At 60.7% G+C, this 16465-nt stretch carries 14 protein-coding genes; 11 read left to right on the top strand and 3 right to left on the bottom strand.

Features of this window, described 5'->3' with window-relative positions; all coding sequences use genetic code 11:
• Positions 1 to 263: 263 nt before the first annotated feature.
• Positions 264 to 1064, bottom strand: a complete 801-nt coding sequence (locus tag AB8A33_RS05615; RefSeq protein WP_439091871.1) for a response regulator — start codon at positions 1062 to 1064, stop codon at positions 264 to 266.
• Between the two features lie 220 nt (positions 1065 to 1284).
• On the opposite strand from AB8A33_RS05615, the gene AB8A33_RS05610 reads away from it, so the two are divergent.
• The 8 genes from AB8A33_RS05610 to AB8A33_RS05575 all read left to right on the top strand — a co-directional run bounded on the left by AB8A33_RS05610 (position 1285) and on the right by AB8A33_RS05575 (position 10646).
• A complete protein-coding gene (locus AB8A33_RS05610) occupies positions 1285 to 1482 on the top strand; it encodes a NepR family anti-sigma factor (protein ID WP_068735402.1) in 198 nt (65 codons plus the stop codon).
• Positions 1482 to 2030: a sigma-70 family RNA polymerase sigma factor gene (locus tag AB8A33_RS05605; protein WP_068735058.1), complete on the top strand. Its 549-nt coding sequence runs from the start codon at positions 1482 to 1484 to the stop codon at positions 2028 to 2030. Before AB8A33_RS05610 ends, AB8A33_RS05605 begins: the two co-directional genes overlap by 1 nt.
• Positions 2031 to 2269: 239 nt before the next feature.
• Positions 2270 to 3493 (top strand): ABC transporter substrate-binding protein, encoded by a 1224-nt coding sequence (locus AB8A33_RS05600; protein ID WP_439091870.1) that lies wholly within the window; start codon positions 2270 to 2272, stop codon positions 3491 to 3493.
• 160 nt (positions 3494 to 3653) lie between these two features.
• Entirely contained in the window at positions 3654 to 4889 is a 1236-nt protein-coding gene (locus AB8A33_RS05595; RefSeq protein WP_439091869.1) for an ABC transporter substrate-binding protein, read from the top strand.
• A 156-nt stretch (positions 4890 to 5045) separates the two neighbouring features.
• Entirely contained in the window at positions 5046 to 6281 is a 1236-nt protein-coding gene (locus tag AB8A33_RS05590; RefSeq protein WP_439091868.1) for an ABC transporter substrate-binding protein, read from the top strand.
• 167 nt (positions 6282 to 6448) lie between these two features.
• Entirely contained in the window at positions 6449 to 7690 is a 1242-nt protein-coding gene (locus AB8A33_RS05585; protein ID WP_439091867.1) for an ABC transporter substrate-binding protein, read from the top strand.
• Positions 7691 to 7915: 225 nt separating this feature from the next.
• Entirely contained in the window at positions 7916 to 9103 is a 1188-nt protein-coding gene (locus tag AB8A33_RS05580; RefSeq protein ID WP_439095864.1) for an ABC transporter substrate-binding protein, read from the top strand.
• 262 nt (positions 9104 to 9365) lie between these two features.
• A complete protein-coding gene (locus tag AB8A33_RS05575) occupies positions 9366 to 10646 on the top strand; it encodes a glycerate kinase type-2 family protein (protein WP_439091866.1) in 1281 nt (426 codons plus the stop codon).
• 128 nt (positions 10647 to 10774) lie between these two features.
• Here the strand turns inward: AB8A33_RS05575 and AB8A33_RS05570 are convergent, their stop codons facing one another.
• Positions 10775 to 11281 carry a MarR family winged helix-turn-helix transcriptional regulator gene (locus AB8A33_RS05570; protein WP_439091865.1) on the bottom strand — a complete coding sequence of 169 codons (507 nt, stop codon included), beginning with the start codon at positions 11279 to 11281 and terminating at the stop codon, positions 10775 to 10777.
• A 182-nt stretch (positions 11282 to 11463) separates the two neighbouring features.
• On the opposite strand from AB8A33_RS05570, the gene AB8A33_RS05565 reads away from it, so the two are divergent.
• The 3 genes from AB8A33_RS05565 to AB8A33_RS05555 are packed head-to-tail and all read left to right on the top strand — an operon-like array spanning position 11464 to position 15010.
• On the top strand, positions 11464 to 12504 hold the full coding sequence (locus AB8A33_RS05565) for a branched-chain amino acid ABC transporter permease (RefSeq protein ID WP_439087941.1): 1041 nt from the start codon (positions 11464 to 11466) through the stop codon (positions 12502 to 12504).
• 5 nt (positions 12505 to 12509) lie between these two features.
• A complete protein-coding gene (locus AB8A33_RS05560) occupies positions 12510 to 14282 on the top strand; it encodes a branched-chain amino acid ABC transporter ATP-binding protein/permease (protein WP_439091864.1) in 1773 nt (590 codons plus the stop codon).
• Positions 14279 to 15010, top strand: a complete 732-nt coding sequence (locus tag AB8A33_RS05555; RefSeq protein WP_439087939.1) for an ABC transporter ATP-binding protein — start codon at positions 14279 to 14281, stop codon at positions 15008 to 15010. Before AB8A33_RS05560 ends, AB8A33_RS05555 begins: the two co-directional genes overlap by 4 nt.
• Before the next feature lie 185 nt (positions 15011 to 15195).
• On the opposite strand, the gene AB8A33_RS05550 is transcribed toward AB8A33_RS05555, so the two are convergent.
• Positions 15196 to 16344 carry an ABC transporter substrate-binding protein gene (locus AB8A33_RS05550; protein WP_439091863.1) on the bottom strand — a complete coding sequence of 383 codons (1149 nt, stop codon included), beginning with the start codon at positions 16342 to 16344 and terminating at the stop codon, positions 15196 to 15198.
• Positions 16345 to 16465 lie beyond the last annotated feature (121 nt).

Raw genomic sequence — 16465 nt, 5'->3', positions numbered from 1 at the left:
GACCAGAAGGGTCACGCAGCCCGGCCAGCCCGTCAGAGCCAATGAGCCCTGCGGGACGTGGCAATATGCCGCCTATCGGGGGATGATATCGGCATTGATCGCTGCTTCAACACAATAGTGCCGGCCCCCTCCCGCCGCTCGCTGATAGTTTGCGCAAGGACAGCGGACTTATTGGGCAATTATCATCCGCCGCGCCGCATCGCCCGAACAAAAAGCGGCCGGGCATGGCCCGGCCGCTGCAATCGTCATCAATAAAAATGAGATCAGGACGCTCTAGCGGTCTTGTTCTTCGAGTTGCGCTGGAAGAACAGCGCCTGGCTAGCCACGGCCGAGACCATCGCAGACTGGAACGGCTTCGAGATCAGGAAGGCCGGCTCCGGACGTTCGCCGGTCAGGAAACGCTCCGGATAGGCGGTGATGAAAACCACCGGCACTTCGAAGATGCGCAGCAATTCGTTCACCGCGTCGAGACCCGAGCTGCCATCGGCGAGCTGGATATCGGCGAGGATCAGGCCGGGCTTCTTGTTCTTTGCGAGCGCCACCGCATCCGCATGGGTGCGGGCAACGCCGATGACGTTATGACCGAGATTCTTCACGAGGCTTTCGAGATCCATCGCGATGAAGGTTTCGTCCTCGATGATGAGAACGTCGGTGGCGATCTCAGCGGCCATTTCGCGGCCGGCCGTGTCGGCCAGCGTACGCACTTCCGCGACGTCAGCGTCGAGCACAAAGGCGACTTCCTCTTCCGAGAACCCTTCGAGCGACAGCAACAGGAAGGCCTGTCGTGGCAGCGGGGTGATGTTGGAAATTCGCTTCTCGGAGGCGGCCTGCAGCGGCGCGACATCCGGATTGTCATTCAAGGCGACAGAGTTCCAAATCTGGGTAAACAGGCGAAACAAGCCGGCACGGGCTCCGTGTTGCTCGTCAAGCAGCGACTGGTCCTGCAGCAACGCTTCCAGCATGGCGCCTACATAGGCATCGCCTGAAGCCTGGTTACCCGTGAGGGCTCGGGCATAGCGCCGCAACAGCGGTAAATGTTCAGCTACGAGCTGTGATCGGGACATCCCCACTCCATCCTGTTCTAAATCAAAGTCCAAGGGTACCAGAATACAACTGGCTCCTTCGATGTGCGTGTCTACGTCCCAGTCGGACAAAAGTTCCACCAAGTCGGAACTTTCCGCCGCGCTCCGCATTAGATCGCCGACAGACGCCGCAAAGGCTTCAAAAATCAAGAAAAATTCTCAAATTCCAGGGACATGTCTTCTGGGGAATGTGGAACGGGTCATGAAAGATGTGAAGCCAAAGGGCGGATTAAACGCCGAAATCCAGTCACGGATCGGGCATCAGTTGCGCGCCATGTACGACGATGTTGTGCGGCAGGGCGTGCCGGATCGATTTGCGGAGCTGATCCGCAAGCTGGACGGGGCTGAGGCTCAAGCCCAGATCGCTGGCGATCCCGGTAAAAATGAAGGAGGGGAATAATGCCTCTCACAGATTCACTCCGCGACGACATTCTGGCGTCGGTGCCTAGCCTGCGCGCCTTCGCGATCTCGCTCTCCGGCAACGGCGACCGGGCCGATGACCTCGTACAGGAAACGCTGTTGCGCGCGCTCGCCAATATCGACTCCTTCCAGGTCGGCTCGAACCTGCCTGCGTGGTTGTTCACCATTCTGCGCAACCTGTTCCGGTCGGACTATCGCAAGCGGCGGCGCGAAGTTGAGGATGCGGATGGCAGCTACGCCAAGACTCTGAAGACCCAGCCGGCACAAAACGCCCATCTGGAATTCGAAGAGTTTCGCGCGGCACTCGAGAAGCTTCCGCAGGATCAGCGCGAAGCGCTTATTCTCGTCGGTGCATCGGGCTTCTCCTATGAGGACGCGGCCACGATCTGCGGCTGCGCCGTCGGCACCATCAAGAGCCGCGTGAACCGCGCACGCTCGAAGCTCAGCGCTCTTCTCTATGTGGATGGCGCGGAAGATTTCGGCCCGGACGATACCGTCCGCGCAGTGATCGGCGGATCGGGCGGTTAGGTCGATCCATTCAACTCAGACAAGAAAAAGCGGCCGTTTCGGTGGCCGCTTTTTTGGTACGAGTTAGTACGACTGCATCAGCAGCACGCCGCGCCGCTTCCCGCAATTAGGGACGAGGGGCGCCGCACCATCTTTCCGCCACACAGAAAGCGCCCCTCGCGATCACATCGCGAGGGGATTTCTGTTGATGCATATGCCATTAACGTCTCGCGATGAACGACCGCGAGGACCATACTGGAATGATCACGTTTCGACACGCCACCCTACCCTTGGCCGCCGCACTGAGCCTCGCTTGTGCTGGCCATGCCCTCGCGCAGAAGCAATACGATCCCGGCGCATCCGACACCGAGATCAAGATAGGCAACATCATGCCCTATAGCGGGCCGGCTTCGGCCTATGGCATCGCGGGCATCATCGAGGCCGCCTATTTCCGTATGATCAACGATCAGGGCGGCATCAACGGCCGCAAGATCAGTTTCATCAGCTATGACGACGCCTACAACCCGTCCAAGGCGGTCGAGCAGGCCCGCAAGCTGGTAGAATCAGACGAGGTGCTCGTGGTGTTCAATCCGCTGGGCACACCGTCCAACGCGGCGATCCAGAAATATCTCAACATCAAAAAGGTGCCGCAACTGTTCGTAGCTGCCGGCGCGTCCTATTTCGGCAATCACAAAGCGTTCCCATGGACCATGGCATGGCAGCCGCCCTATGAGAGCGAAGGCCGCATCTATGCGAAATATCTGCTGAAGGAAAAGCCCGACGCGAAGATCGCGGTGCTCTATCAGAATGACGATCTCGGCAAGGACGTGCTGAAGGGCCTGAAGGACGGTCTCGGCGACAAGGCCGCGAGCATGCTGGTCGCCGCCGAAAGCTATGAGGTCACCGAACCGACCATCGACTCCCACATCATCAATCTGAAAGCCTCCGGCGCCGATACTTTCATCAGCGTCACAACACCGAAGTCGGCGGTCCAGAGCATCCGCAAAGTCTCTGAACTCGGCTGGAAGCCGCTCTACATCCAGGGCTACGCCAGCGCATCGATCAGCTCCGTGCTGAAGCCGGCCGGACAAGACATCTCCCAAGGCATCCTGTCGGCCTATTACGCCAAGGACGGCTCCGACCCGCAATGGGACAACGACCCCGGCATGCAGCGCTTCTATGCATTCCTGGCCAAATACGCGCCGGATGCTCGCCGCAATGACATCTCGGTAGTCTACGGCTATGGCGCGGCGCAGACCATGGTTCAGGTGCTGAAGCAGGCAGGCGACGATCTCACCCGTGCCAATGTGATGAAGCAAGCTGCTAGCCTGAAGGACTTCGCGCCCGACACAATGCTGCCGGGCGTCAAGCTCAACACGTCCGCGACTGATTTCTACCCGATCGAACAGTTGCAGATGATGCGCTTCAAGGGCGACAAATGGGAGCTATTTGGCCCTGTGATCTCGGGCGAGATCAGCCGCTGAATTATACCGGGGGACGGCATATCCATTGCCCAATAAAGCAGCCCTTCGCGGTGTCATCGCGAGGGGCTTTTTGTTGCCGCATACACGCGAACGGTGTTCAATCCCGCCGGAGCCGCAAAGGCCCGCAAAACAAGACGAATAAAAATCAGGGAGTTCTGAAATGCCTTCGATCCGATCGCGCGCACTGACTTTGTCGGTTGCCGCGGCCCTCAGCGTCGCAGCCAGCGGCAGCGCGCTGGCCCAGAAGAAATACGACACCGGCGCCACTGACACCGAAATCAAGATCGGCAATATTATGCCGTATAGCGGCCCTGCCTCGTCCTACGGACTGATCGGCAAGACCGAAACCGCCTATTTCAAAATGATCAATGACCAGGGCGGCATCAACGGCCGCAAGATCAATTTCATCAGCTACGACGACGCCTATTCGCCGCCCAAGGCGGTCGAACAGGCCCGCAAGCTGGTCGAAAGCGACGAGGCACTGTTCATCTTCAATTCGCTCGGCACGCCGTCGAATACAGCGTTCCAGAAATACATGAATGCCAAGAAGGTGCCGCAGCTCTTCGTCGCCACCGGCGCCAGCAAGTGGAACGATCCGAAGCACTTCCCGTGGACGATGGGCTGGCAGCCGAGCTACGCCGTCGAGGCGCAGATCTACGCAAAATACCTGATGAAGGAAAAGCCGGACGCCAAGGTCGCGGTGATCTATCAGAACGACGATTTCGGCAAGGACTACCAGAAGGCGTTCAAAGAAGCGCTGGGTGCCAAGGCCGCCACGATGCTCGTCACCGAAGAGAGCTATGAGATTTCGGAGCCGACCATCGATTCCCACATCGTGAAGGTGAAGTCGCTCAATCCCGATGTCGTCGTCCATTTCGTGACGCCGAAATTCGCAGCCCAGGGCATCAAGAAGATCGGTGAACTCGGCTGGAAGCCGCTGCAGCTCGTCACCAATGTCAGCGTCTCCGTCGGCGCCGTGATGCAGCCCGCCGGCTTCGACAATGCGCAGGGCGTCCTGTCCGCCGACTATCGCAAGGACGGCGCTGACTCGCAGTGGAAGGACGACCCGGGCATGAAGAAATGGTCGGCCTTCATCGACAAATACATGCCGGGCGCCGACCGCACCGACAACAGCCTCGTCTACGGTTATGGCGCCGCGCAGACGCTGGTGAAGGTGCTGGAGATGTGCGGCGACAACCTGTCCCGCGAGAATGTCATGAAGCAAGCCGCAAGTCTGAAGGACTTCGCGCCAGATACGCTGCTGCCGGGCATCACCATCTCCACCTCGGCCACCGACTATGCGCCGATCGCGCAGTTGCGGATGATGCGTTTCAAAGGCGACAAGTGGGAGCTGTTCGGCGACGTGATCAATGCCGACACGACTGCGGCGGACTAGTACCGCAGCACTTTGCACTGCACCACTGAAACAACGGAGCCCCTGCGATTTGGTCGCAGGGGCTTATTCTTGTGACTGGCGCATCAGGGGTATTCAATGCGGACAGGAGTCGCAGAACTCCAACAAAGACCTGGGAAGAAATGATCACGGAGATCCATGATGCTCGCACGATCCATGCGCCTTGCAGCACTGCCTGCTGCTATGGCGCTTCTGGCCGCCAGTGTGTCCAGCGCGCTCGCGCAGAAGAAATACGACACCGGCGCCACCGATACTGAAATCAAGATCGGCAACATCATCCCTTATAGCGGCCCGGCATCTGCCTATGGAACGATCGGCAAGACCGAGACCGCCTATTTCAACATGATCAACGCACAGGGCGGCATCAACGGACGCAAGATCAACTTCATCAGTTACGACGACGCCTATTCGCCGCCGAAAGCCGTGGAGCAGGTGCGAAGGCTGGTCGAATCCGACGAGGTGCTGGTGGTCTTCAATCCACTCGGCACGCCGTCCAATACCGCGATCCAGAAATATCTGAACGGCAAGAAAGTGCCGCAGCTCTTCGTCGCCACCGGCGCCACCAAATGGAACGATCCAAAGAACTTCCCCTGGACGATCGGCTGGCAACCCTCCTATCAGAGCGAAGCACAGATTTATGCGAAGTACCTTCTGAAGGAGAAGCCGAACGCGAAAATCGGCGTGCTTTACCAGAACGACGATTTCGGCAAGGACTATCTGAAGGGCTTCAAGGACGGCCTCGGCGACAAGGCAGCATCGATGATCACCATCGAGGATAGCTACGAGATCGCCGAACCGACCATTGACACCCATGTGGTGAAGCTGAAAGCTGCGAACCCCGACGTGCTGATGATCTTCACGACGCCAAAATTCGCGGCGCAGACTATCAAGAAGACCGCCGAGCTTGGCTGGAAGCCGTTGCAGATTCTCGCCAATGTCAGCGTCTCCGTGGGAGCGGTGATGCAGCCCGCCGGCTTCGACAATGGGCAAGGCGTGCTGTCGGCCTCCTACACCAAGGACGGCACCGACTCCCAGTGGAAGGACGATCCCGGCATGAAGAAGTGGAACGCGTTCCTCGACAAATACATGCCGGACGCCAACAAGGCGGATTCGAGCACGGTCTATGGCTACGGTGCAGCGCAGACGCTGGTCAAGGTGCTGCAGATGTGCGGAGACGACCTGACCCGGGCGAATGTCATGAAGCAGACCGCCAGCCTGAAGGACTTTATCCCCGACACACTGCTGCCGGGCATCACCATCAATACCTCGCCCACCGATTTCGCCCCGATCTCGCAATTGCAGATGCAGCGTTTCAAGGGCGACAAGTGGGAGCGCTTCGGCGAGATCTTCAGCGCCGACGCCGTCACGCAATAACTCTGCAGCTCTGCTGCATCAGCGAACACGAATTATACCGCCCTCGCGATCATGTCGCGGGGGCTTTTTCTTGCTGCGACATGCCGGCGGGTGTTGAATGCTCTCAGGAGCCGCAGAGCTCCACGTCAAGAAACGTGACACATCACAATTGATCAGGGAGATCAGAAATGCCCGCAATGCACTTGCGTTTGGCCGCGTTTCCAGCCGCCTATTTGGCTGGCTTGGCTTTACTTGCTGCGTCCGCTACCGGCGCGCTCGCCCAGAAAAAATACGACACCGGTGCCTCGGACACGGAAATCAAGATCGGAAACATCATGCCCTATAGCGGACCCGCCTCCGCCTATGGCGTGATCGGAAAAACCGAGGAAGCCTACTTCAAGAAGATCAATGCCGCTGGCGGCATCAACGGTCGCAAGATCAACTTCATCAGTTATGACGATGCCTATTCACCGCCAAAGACCGTCGAGCAGGCGCGCAAGCTGGTGGAATCGGACGAAGTTCTGCTGGTGTTCAACTCGCTTGGCACACCGCCGAACTCGGCGATCCAGAAATACATGAACAGCAAGAAGGTACCGCAACTGTTCGTGGCCACCGGCGCCACGAAGTGGAACGACCCGAAGGACTTCCCCTGGACCATGGGCTGGCAGCCCAACTACCAGAGCGAGACACAGATCTATGCGAAATATCTTTTGAAGGAAAAGCCCGGCGCGAAGATCGCCGTGCTTTACCAGAACGATGACTACGGCAAGGACTATCTCAAAGGTCTGAAGGACGGCCTTGGTGCGAAGGCCGCTTCGATGATCGTGGTGGAGGAGAGCTACGAGACCTCCGAGCCGACCATCGACAATCATATCGTCAAGCTGAAGTCGTTGAACGCCGACGTGTTCGTCAACATCACGACGCCGAAATTTGCGGCTCAGGCAATCAAGAAGGCCGCCGAGATCGGCTGGAAACCGATGCATTTCCTCAACAACGTATCCAACTCGATCGGCAGTGTGATGAAGCCGGCCGGCTTCGAAAACTCGCAGGACATTATTTCCGCGGCGTATCTGAAGGATGTCGCGGACACCCAGTGGAACAACGACCCCGGCATGAAGGAATTTCTCGCCTTCCTCGACAAGGATTTTCCGGAAGGCAACAAACTCGATGGATTGATCGTCACCGGTTACGGGGTCGCCCAGACGCTGGTCGAGGTTCTCAAGAAGTGCGGTGACAACTTGACCCGCGAAAACGTCATGAAGCAGGCGGCTAGCCTGAAGGACTTCCGAACTGAGGTGCTGCTGCCCGGCATCAAGATCAACACATCTTCGACCGACTTTGCACCGATCAGCCAGCTTCAGCTGATGCGTTTCAAGGGCGACAAATGGGAGCTGTTCGGCGAGGTCATTAGCGCTGATGTGGGCGGCTGACCGCCCTCATTCCACATAACGGAAAATAATAAGGCCCGCGCCAAAACAGCGCGGGCCTTGTTGCGTTTTTGGTCGCTTTCCATTTGAGCCATTGTGCAATCGCGGTATGACTATCTCGCAGGCGCAAAAGAGCCTGCAGAACAAGAAAATCTCGCCTTGGAAGCAAGGGAAGGAACTCAAATGTCTGCCACGTCCGCGCGGCTATTGTCGCTCTCGGCCGCCGCCATGTTGCTCGCCGTCTCCTCAACCCACGTCCTCGCCCAAAAGAAATACGACACCGGCGCCAGCGACACCGAAATCAAGCTCGGCAATATCGTGCCCTATAGCGGACCAGCTTCGGCCTATGGCGCGGTGGGCAAGGCGCAGGCAGGCTATTTCAAGATGATCAACGATCAGGGCGGCATCAACGGCCGCAAGATCAACTACATCAGCTATGATGACGCCTATTCGCCGCCGAAGGCTGTTGAGCAGACCCGCAAACTGGTCGAGTCCGACGAAGTGCTCTTGATGTTCTCGGCGCTCGGCACGCCATCAAACACCGCGATCCAGAAATATCTCAACGCCAAGAAGGTGCCGCAACTGTTCCTCGCCACCGGAGCCACCAAATGGGCGGACCCGAAGAACTTCCCGTGGACCATGGGCTGGCTGCCGAGCTACCAGAGCGAAGGTCGCATCTATGCCAAGTACCTCTTGAAGGAAAAGGCCGGCGCCAAGATCGGCGTGCTCTATCAGAACGACGACTTCGGCAAGGACTACCTGAAGGGCGTCAAGGACGGCCTCGGCGACAAGGCTTCCGCCATCATCATCGAGGAAAGTTATGAGCTCACCGAACCGACCGTGGATTCCCACATCGTCAAGATGAAGTCGCTCAATCCCGACGTGGTCATCATCTTCGCGACACCGAAGTTTGCTGCGCAGACGATCAAGAAGATCGCCGAACTCGCTTGGAAGCCGACCATGATTGTGCCCGGCGTCAGCGTCTCGATCGGCCAGGTGCTGCGTCCCGCGGGCTTCGAGAACGCCCAGGGCCTGCTGTCCGCGCATTACTCCAAGGACGCCACCGACCCGCAGTGGAAGGACGATCCGGGCATCAAGGCCTATCGCGAATTCCTCGCCAAATACGTGCCCGACGGCAACCCGTCGGATTCGTCGCTGATGTCCGGCTACAACATCGCCGAGACCATGGCGATCCTGCTCAAGCAGTGCGGCGACGATCTCACCCGCGCCAATGTGATGAAGCAGGCGGCGAACCTCAAGGACGTGCAGCAATCGACGCTGCTGCCCGGCGTGAAGGTCAACACCTCGCCAACCGACTTCTCGCCCATTGAGCAGATGCAGCTGATGCGTTTCGAAGGCGAGAACTGGAAGCTATTCGGCGACGTGCTGACCGGCGAACTCGGCGCGGGCGGCTAATCTTCTTTCCCCTCCCCCATCGTGGGGGAGGGTGGATCGAACACGCGAAGCGGGTTCGAGACGGGAGAGGATGCGGCGCAGCTCCGGCGCCACCCCTCTCCCGCCTTCGCTTCGCCATAACCGATGCATTGCATCGGCGTCTCTTTTTGAAAGAACGGCGGCCGGAGGCCGCCTGGGCACCCTCTCGCCCGGCGCGCAGCTGAGGGAGAGGGGAAGAAAGCCCATCTTGCCGTCCCTGCCGTAGAGCGGCATAACCCCGGGCATGACCGACAAACGCCCCCTGCTCCGCGCAATTTTCGATGCCGCAGTTGCTGCGGCGCATCCTGATGTCATCCTTAGCGCCCATCTGCCGGCGCCGCCGAAGGGCCGCATCATCTGCCTCGCCGCCGGCAAGGGCGCCGCGGCCATGGCCGCCGCCGCCGAGGCGCATTATCTCGACACGCTGAAATTCGATCCCGCGCGCCTTACCGGCATCGCTACCACCCGCCATGGCCACGGCGTACCGACCCGGCGCATCCGCGTGGTCGAGGCCGGCCATCCCGTCCCCGACGAAGCGGGCCTCAAAGGTGCCGACGACAGCCTCAAGCTCGCGGCGGAAGCCGCTGCCGACGACCTGCTGCTGGTGCTGATTTCCGGTGGCGGCTCAGCCAACTGGACCGCGCCGGTGGCGGGCATCACCTTCCAGCAGAAGCAGCAGCTCAACCGCGCGCTACTGCGCTCCGGCGCAGTGATCGGCGAGATCAATACCGTGCGCAAGCATCTGTCGCGCATCAAGGGCGGCCGTCTCGCCCGCGCCGGGCAGAAGGCCGAGATCGTCACGCTTGCGATTTCCGACGTGCCGCATGACGATCCGGCGGTGATCGCATCGGGACCGACGGTGCCGGATACAACAACGCTGGCCGATGCCCGTGCCATCATCGCGAAATTCAATCTCGCCATCGACGACGCGGTACGGGCGGCGCTTGACGACAGCGCCAATGAAAGCGTGAAGCCGAACGACCCGGCATTCGCACGTGCGCGTTTCGAGCTGATCGCCCGGCCGCGCGAGTCGCTCGATGCCGCGATCAAGATTGCCAGGGACGCAGGTTACGAGATCATCGATCTCGGTGCCGACCTCGAAGGCGAAGCCCGCGAGGTTGCCGCTGACCATGCGAAGCTCGCATTAAAGGCCAGGGCCGACGGCAAGAAACTCGCGATCCTCTCGGGTGGCGAATTGACGGTGACCGTGACCGGCAATGGCCGCGGCGGCCCGAACCAGGAATACGCGCTGGCGCTCGCGGATGCTTTCAAGGACACCAGCGGCATCGTCGCGCTCGCCGGTGACACCGACGGCGCCGATGGCGGCGCCGGCAGTGCCAGCGATCCCGCCGGCGCGGTCATCGATGCACGTACATTCGAGGCAATGCGCGCGCAGAATCTGGATGCGAAGGCAACGCTGGCGAATAACGACGCGACGACGTTCTTCACCGCGACAGGCGATCTGCTGCAGACTGGGCCGACGCTGACCAATGTGAATGATGTCAGGGTAATTTTAGTGGATTGAGCTACACCGTCATTCCGGGGCGCGGGCGCCACTTGGCACTCGCGAACCTGGAATCCCGGAGTGATGAACATGTCGAGATTCAGGGCTCGCGCTCTCGGCTGCGCCGAGATCGCGCCCCGGAATGACAATTAGAACTCCCGAGCGATCTTCGCCATCATCCCGAGCAGCGCCTTGTGCTCGGCCGGCCCCAGCACCTCGATCAATCGGGCTTCATGCCGCGTCGCCACCAGCTTCTTGGCGCGGGTGAGCGTGGCGCGGCCCTTATCGGTGAGCATCAAGACATGGGAACGGCGATCGCTCGGCGAGCGCATCCGCGTCAGCAAGTCGCGGCTCTCCAGAGCGTCGAGCAGCGAAACGAAATTTGGACGGAGAATGCCGAGCGTATTGGCGATTTCGGTCTGGTTGCGGCCAGGGTTCTTGTCCAGCAACAGCAGCACCGAGAACTGCGCCGGCGTCAGCTGCAGCGGCGCCATGCAGCGCAGGAAGTCTTCGAACACCTTCAACTGCGCGCGCTTCAGCGAATAGCCCAACAGTTCGGAGAGTTCGCCGAGTTGCAGCGCACCACCCTCCTCATCGAACCCGACGAGCGCGACTTGCTTGGCTTGATCCTGAGACGACGTCTTTGAAACAGTCATTGCTCGCTTTCCGCGGTAGCCGGCAGCTTGAATGAAACACCCGATCGAAGTGCGACGGGCCTTGAGATTATGTTCGATAATCGTTATGAGATATATCAAATAGACGGCGGGTTTCAACCGCCATTGTTGATCGTCCCGCGCCTGTGGTATCCGGCGCAGACAGTGTGGGGGAGCGCGCGGCTTTGAATACGACGATTTTGCTGTTCCTTTTGCAGGACGGCATCACCAATGGCGCGATTTATGCGCTGCTAGGGCTGGCCCTGGTGCTGGTCTTTGCGGTTACACGCATCATCCTGATCCCCCAGGGCGAATTCATCACCTTTGGCGCGCTGACCTATGCCAGCCTCTCGGCCGGCCAGATGCCGGGCACCATCAAGCTCGCCGTCGCCATGGGCGTCGTGGCCTTTGCCTTCGATCTCTTCACCTTCCGCAAGGCACTCCATGCCAAGCGCGTACTGCGCTCAATTGCAGTCAATATCGTGTTCCCGCTGGCGATTTGGGGCGTGATGTGGGCGCTGGGTGGACGGCCGGGGAATATTGCCCTCAACATCGCGCTGTCGCTGCTGATCGTCGCCGCCATCGGCCTTTATCTCTATCGCATCGCGTTCCAGCCGATTGCCCACACCTCGGTGCTGGTGCTGCTGATCGCCTCGGTGGGCTGCCACCTGGCGCTGCAGGGCTTCGGCCTCGTCTTCTTTGGCGCCGAAGGTCAGCGCGGCCCGGCGATCTCCTCTGATGCCATCACCATCGGCGCGCTGCGCTTCACCGGCCAGAGCATCGCCGTCTATGGCATCACCATCGCGCTGATCGTCGGGTTGTGGCTGTTCTTTGGCTACACACTTTATGGCAAAGCGCTGCGCGCCACGGCGGTGAACCGCCTCGGCGCCCGCCTCGCCGGCATCCGCACCTCACTGTCGGGTCAGATCGCGTTCCTGCTGGCCTCGGTCATCGGCGCCATCTCAGGCATTCTGATCGTCCCGATCACCACGCTCTATTACGACACCGGCTTCCTGATCGGCCTGAAGGGCTTCATCGCCGCGATCATCGGCGGCCTTGTCAGCTATCCGCTGACGGCTGCCGCCGCAATCCTGGTCGGCTGCGTCGAGGCATTCTCGTCCTTCTATGCGAGCAACTACAAGGAGGTCATCGTCTTCACGCTGATCCTTCCGGTTCTGGTGCTGCGCTCGCTCGCCGCGCCCGCAGTCGAAGAAGAGAAGGATTAAGCGCCATGCAACAGCGTCTCCTTCCCATTCTCGTCTTCGCGCTGGTAATGGCCGCGATCCCGTTCGTGCCCGGCGTGCCTCCATTCTGGATCGTGCTGCTCGACAATATCGGCCTCGCCGCGCTCGTCGCCATGGGCCTCGTGCTGCTCACCGGCGTCGGCGGCCTGACCTCATTCGGCCAAGCGGCGTTCTGCGGTTTCGGCGCTTATACGACGGCCTATCTCACCACCGCCTACGGCATGTCGCCGTGGCTGACGCTGCCGATGTCGCTGATCGTCTCAGGCCTCGCCGCGGTGCTGCTCGGCATCATCACCATGCGTCTGTCGGGCCATTATCTTCCGCTCGGCACCATTGCCTGGGGCATCAGCCTCTTTTACCTGTTCAGCAAGCTGGAATTCCTCGGACGTAACGACGGCATCTCGGGCATCCCTCCGCTGTCGATCGGAACGTGGAAGATGCTGGATCCCGGCTCGATCTATTTCCCGATCTGGATCGCGGTCATCATCTGCGCGCTGCTGTCGATGAACCTTCTGGACTCGCGCACCGGCCGCGCCATCCGCGCGCTGCGCCGTGGCCATATCGCGGCCGAAGCCTTCGGCGTGCAGACGGCGCGTGCGAAGCTTCTGGTCTTCATCTACGCAGCAGTTCTCGCCGGCCTGTCCGGCTGGCTCTATGCGCATTTCCAGCGCGCGGCGAATCCGACGCCATTCGGACCGCATCTCGGCATCGAATATCTATTCATCGCGGTAGTCGGCGGCGCCGGCTATGTCTGGGGCGGTGTGCTCGGTGCGGCCGTGGTCGTGATCCTCAAGGAAGTACTGCAAAGCTATCTGCCGCTGATCTTCGGCGGCGGCGGCCAGCTCGAAACCATCGTGTTCGGCATCCTACTCGTCGCGCTGCTCCAGCTCGCGCCGACCGGCATGTGGCCGTGGCTGACCGCGTGGCTGCCGTCTGGCGACAGCCGCAAGCGCCCCGCGCCAGCCGATGCACTGCCCGCCCGCAATGACCACCGTCCGGATACCGGCGTATTGCTGCAGGTCGACAAGGCACGCAAGCAGTTCGGCGGCGTCGTCGCCGTCAACGACGTGTCGTTCAATGTGCAGGCGCGCGAGATCGTCGCTTTGATCGGCCCCAACGGCGCCGGCAAGAGCACGACCTTCAACCTCATCACCGGCGTACTGGCCGCGACCGCCGGCAAGGTCGTAGTACTCGGCAAGAGTGTGTCCGGCGCGCCGCCGCAGGAGATTGTCAAGCTCGGCATTGCCCGTACCTTCCAGCATGTGAAGCTGGTGCCCGACATGACCGTGCTGGAAAACGTCGCCCTTGGCGCGCATCTGCGTGGACGTTCGGGTGCCATCGCCAGCATGCTGCGGCTCGACCGCGCCGACGAAGCCAAGCTGCTGGCGGAAGCCGCCAAGCAGATCGAACGCGTCGGCCTCGGCGACCAGATGAACCAACTCGCAGGATCCCTGTCTCTCGGCCAGCAGCGCATCGTCGAGATCGCCCGCGCACTCTGCGTCGATCCGATGCTGCTGCTGCTCGACGAGCCCGCGGCCGGCCTGCGCCACATGGAGAAGCAGCAGCTCGCAGCGCTCCTGCGCCAACTCCGCGACGGCGGCATGTCGGTACTGCTGGTCGAACACGACATGGGCTTCGTGATGAATCTCGCCAACCGCATCGTGGTGCTCGATTTCGGCACCAAGATCGCCGAGGGCACACCCGCTGACATCAAGACCAACCCCGACGTCATCAAGGCCTATCTGGGAGCGGTCGCATGAGCGCGTTATTGACGGTTACCGATGCGCATGTCGCCTATGGCAAGGTAGAGGCGGTCCGTGCGGTCAATCTCGAGGTTCGCGAAGGCGAGATCGTCACCATCATCGGCGCCAATGGTGCCGGCAAGACGACATTGCTGAATGCGACGATGGGAATCCTGCCGCTGAAAGGCGGCGTGACATTCGCGGGACAGGATCTATCCAAACTCGATATCGAGGATCGTGTCGCCGCTGGCCTGAGCCTCGTCCCCGAACATCGCGAATTGTTCGCCACCATGAATGTGGAAGACAATCTGCTTCTCGGCGCCTTCCGCATCGACAAGGCAACGGCTGCGCGTTCGTTCGAGCGAGTCTACACGCTATTTCCGCGCCTCAAGGAACGTCGCAAGCAGCTAGCCGGCACGATGTCCGGCGGCGAACAGCAGATGCTCGCCATGGGTCGTGCGCTGATGGGAGCGCCGAAGCTGCTGATGCTCGACGAGCCGAGCCTCGGCCTCGCCCCGATCATCGTCGCCGACATCTTCCGCATCGTCAGCGAGCTCAGGGCAGCCGGCGTCTCGGTGCTGCTGGTCGAGCAGAATGCGCAGGCGGCACTGAAGATCGCTGACCGCGCTTATGTGATGGAGCTTGGCGAGTTCATCCTCGACGGAAACGCCAGCGACATCGCCAGCAACCAGCGCGTGGTCGCGAGCTATCTTGGCTTTCAGCACGAAGGCGAGAGCGCGATCTAAGCGCATCAGTCCGCAACAAACGCTGCCATGCCCGGGCTTGACCCGGGCATCCATTTTTATGGCTCATCTCGGAAAGCAAGGTGGATGGCCGGGTCAAGCCCGGCCATGACAGTTGAGAGGTCCGTTTATCAAACAAAAAGCCGGCAGTCTTACGACCGCCGGCTTTCGTTGAGCTGCGCTCCGCCTCACTTCGCCGGAACGTATTTCCCGTCCTTCACAGTCAGCAAAATTCGCGAGCGATCGTCGACGCCGTTGCGGTCTTTTTCGGTGTAGTTGTAGACGCCCTGGGTGGCCGCGATTTCCTTCTCGCTCATCAGCGCCTGGCGGATGGCTTCGCGGAATTCCGGGGTACCGGGCTTGGCGGTCTTCAGCGCCACGGGCACGACGCGCTTCAGTACTTCGAACACGTCATAGGCGTGACCGGCGAACTGGCTGCGGCTATTGGCGCCGTATTTCGCTTCATAGGCCGCGTTGAGTTCGAGGCCGGGCTTCTTGGTCAGCGCCGTGTCCGGCTGACCTTCCGGATACATCACGGGTCCAGCGGCCATCAGCACGCCTTCCGCAGACTTGCCGGCGATGCGGATGAAATCGCTCGAGGCGGCGCCATGGGTCTGGTAGATCAGCCCCTTGTAGCCGCGGTCACGCAGCTCGGACTGCGGCATGCCGGCGCCAGTACCGGCGGCGCCGATCAGGATCGCATCGGGATTTGCTGCGATCAGCTTCAGCGCCTGACCGGTGATCGAGGTATCCGGGCGCGCAAAACGCTCGTCGTCGACGATGGCCATGCCCATCACTGATGTCTGGGCCTTGAGGTCATTGAACCACAGGTCGCCATAGCTGTCTGAGTAACCGACATAGCCGATGGTCTTCACGCCATAGGCCTTCATGTGATCGTACATGACCTTGCCGACAATCTCGACCGGTTGCGGCATATCTACCGACCACTTCACACGCGCCGGCGTGAACGGCATCGGCGACAGGCTGAAATGCGGCACGCCGGCTTCGTTGGCGACCGCCGACATGGCGATCGAGGACGGTACGATCGACGAGCCGACCATGATGTCGGCCTTCGATTCCGACACGAACCGGCGCGCATTGGTGGTGGCGATGGACGGATCGCCGCCATCGTCGAGCACAATCAGCTTCAATGGCACGCCGCCGATGTCCTTCGGCACGAATTCCAGCGCGTTGCGCTCAGGCACGCCCAACGCGGCGGCAGGGCCGGTGGTGGAGATGCTGATGCCGACAGTGATCTCGGCGGTCTGGGTTTCGGCGGGGGTGGCAATCGCCAGCGAGACGGCAACAGCCGCGATCGCCAGATGAAGCTTGGACATGTCGTATCTTTCTCGTGTGGAAGCGGAGAGCGCCGAAAGCGGCAGCGATACCGGCAGACATGGCGCTGGTTGTGACCGCGCGAAGGCTCGCGCGCAGCAAAAAGCCGACCCTCTGGCGAGG

The sequence above is a fragment of the Tardiphaga sp. 813_E8_N1_3 genome (genome assembly GCF_051811025.1).
Classification (GTDB): domain Bacteria; phylum Pseudomonadota; class Alphaproteobacteria; order Rhizobiales; family Xanthobacteraceae; genus Tardiphaga.
The sequence above is the reverse complement of the archived record's forward strand: the minus strand, read 5'-3'. Positions and strand labels throughout refer to the sequence as shown.

Excerpts from the sequence above, each read along its gene's own strand:
- AB8A33_RS05580 (WP_439095864.1), top strand. The coding sequence starts at position 7,916 with ATGTTGCTCGCCGTCTCCTCAACCCACGTCCTCGCCCAAAAGAAATAC.
- AB8A33_RS05605 (WP_068735058.1), top strand. The coding sequence starts at position 1,482 with ATGCCTCTCACAGATTCACTCCGCGACGACATTCTGGCGTCGGTGCCT.
- AB8A33_RS05560 (WP_439091864.1), top strand. The coding sequence starts at position 12,510 with ATGCAACAGCGTCTCCTTCCCATTCTCGTCTTCGCGCTGGTAATGGCC.
- AB8A33_RS05615 (WP_439091871.1), bottom strand. The coding sequence starts at position 1,064 with ATGTCCCGATCACAGCTCGTAGCTGAACATTTACCGCTGTTGCGGCGC.
- AB8A33_RS05600 (WP_439091870.1), top strand. The coding sequence starts at position 2,270 with ATGATCACGTTTCGACACGCCACCCTACCCTTGGCCGCCGCACTGAGC.
- AB8A33_RS05575 (WP_439091866.1), top strand. The coding sequence starts at position 9,366 with ATGACCGACAAACGCCCCCTGCTCCGCGCAATTTTCGATGCCGCAGTT.
- AB8A33_RS05590 (WP_439091868.1), top strand. The coding sequence starts at position 5,046 with ATGATGCTCGCACGATCCATGCGCCTTGCAGCACTGCCTGCTGCTATG.
- AB8A33_RS05595 (WP_439091869.1), top strand. The coding sequence starts at position 3,654 with ATGCCTTCGATCCGATCGCGCGCACTGACTTTGTCGGTTGCCGCGGCC.
- AB8A33_RS05610 (WP_068735402.1), top strand. The coding sequence starts at position 1,285 with ATGAAAGATGTGAAGCCAAAGGGCGGATTAAACGCCGAAATCCAGTCA.
- AB8A33_RS05555 (WP_439087939.1), top strand. The coding sequence starts at position 14,279 with ATGAGCGCGTTATTGACGGTTACCGATGCGCATGTCGCCTATGGCAAG.
- AB8A33_RS05585 (WP_439091867.1), top strand. The coding sequence starts at position 6,449 with ATGCCCGCAATGCACTTGCGTTTGGCCGCGTTTCCAGCCGCCTATTTG.
- AB8A33_RS05570 (WP_439091865.1), bottom strand. The coding sequence starts at position 11,281 with ATGACTGTTTCAAAGACGTCGTCTCAGGATCAAGCCAAGCAAGTCGCG.
- AB8A33_RS05550 (WP_439091863.1), bottom strand. The coding sequence starts at position 16,344 with ATGTCCAAGCTTCATCTGGCGATCGCGGCTGTTGCCGTCTCGCTGGCG.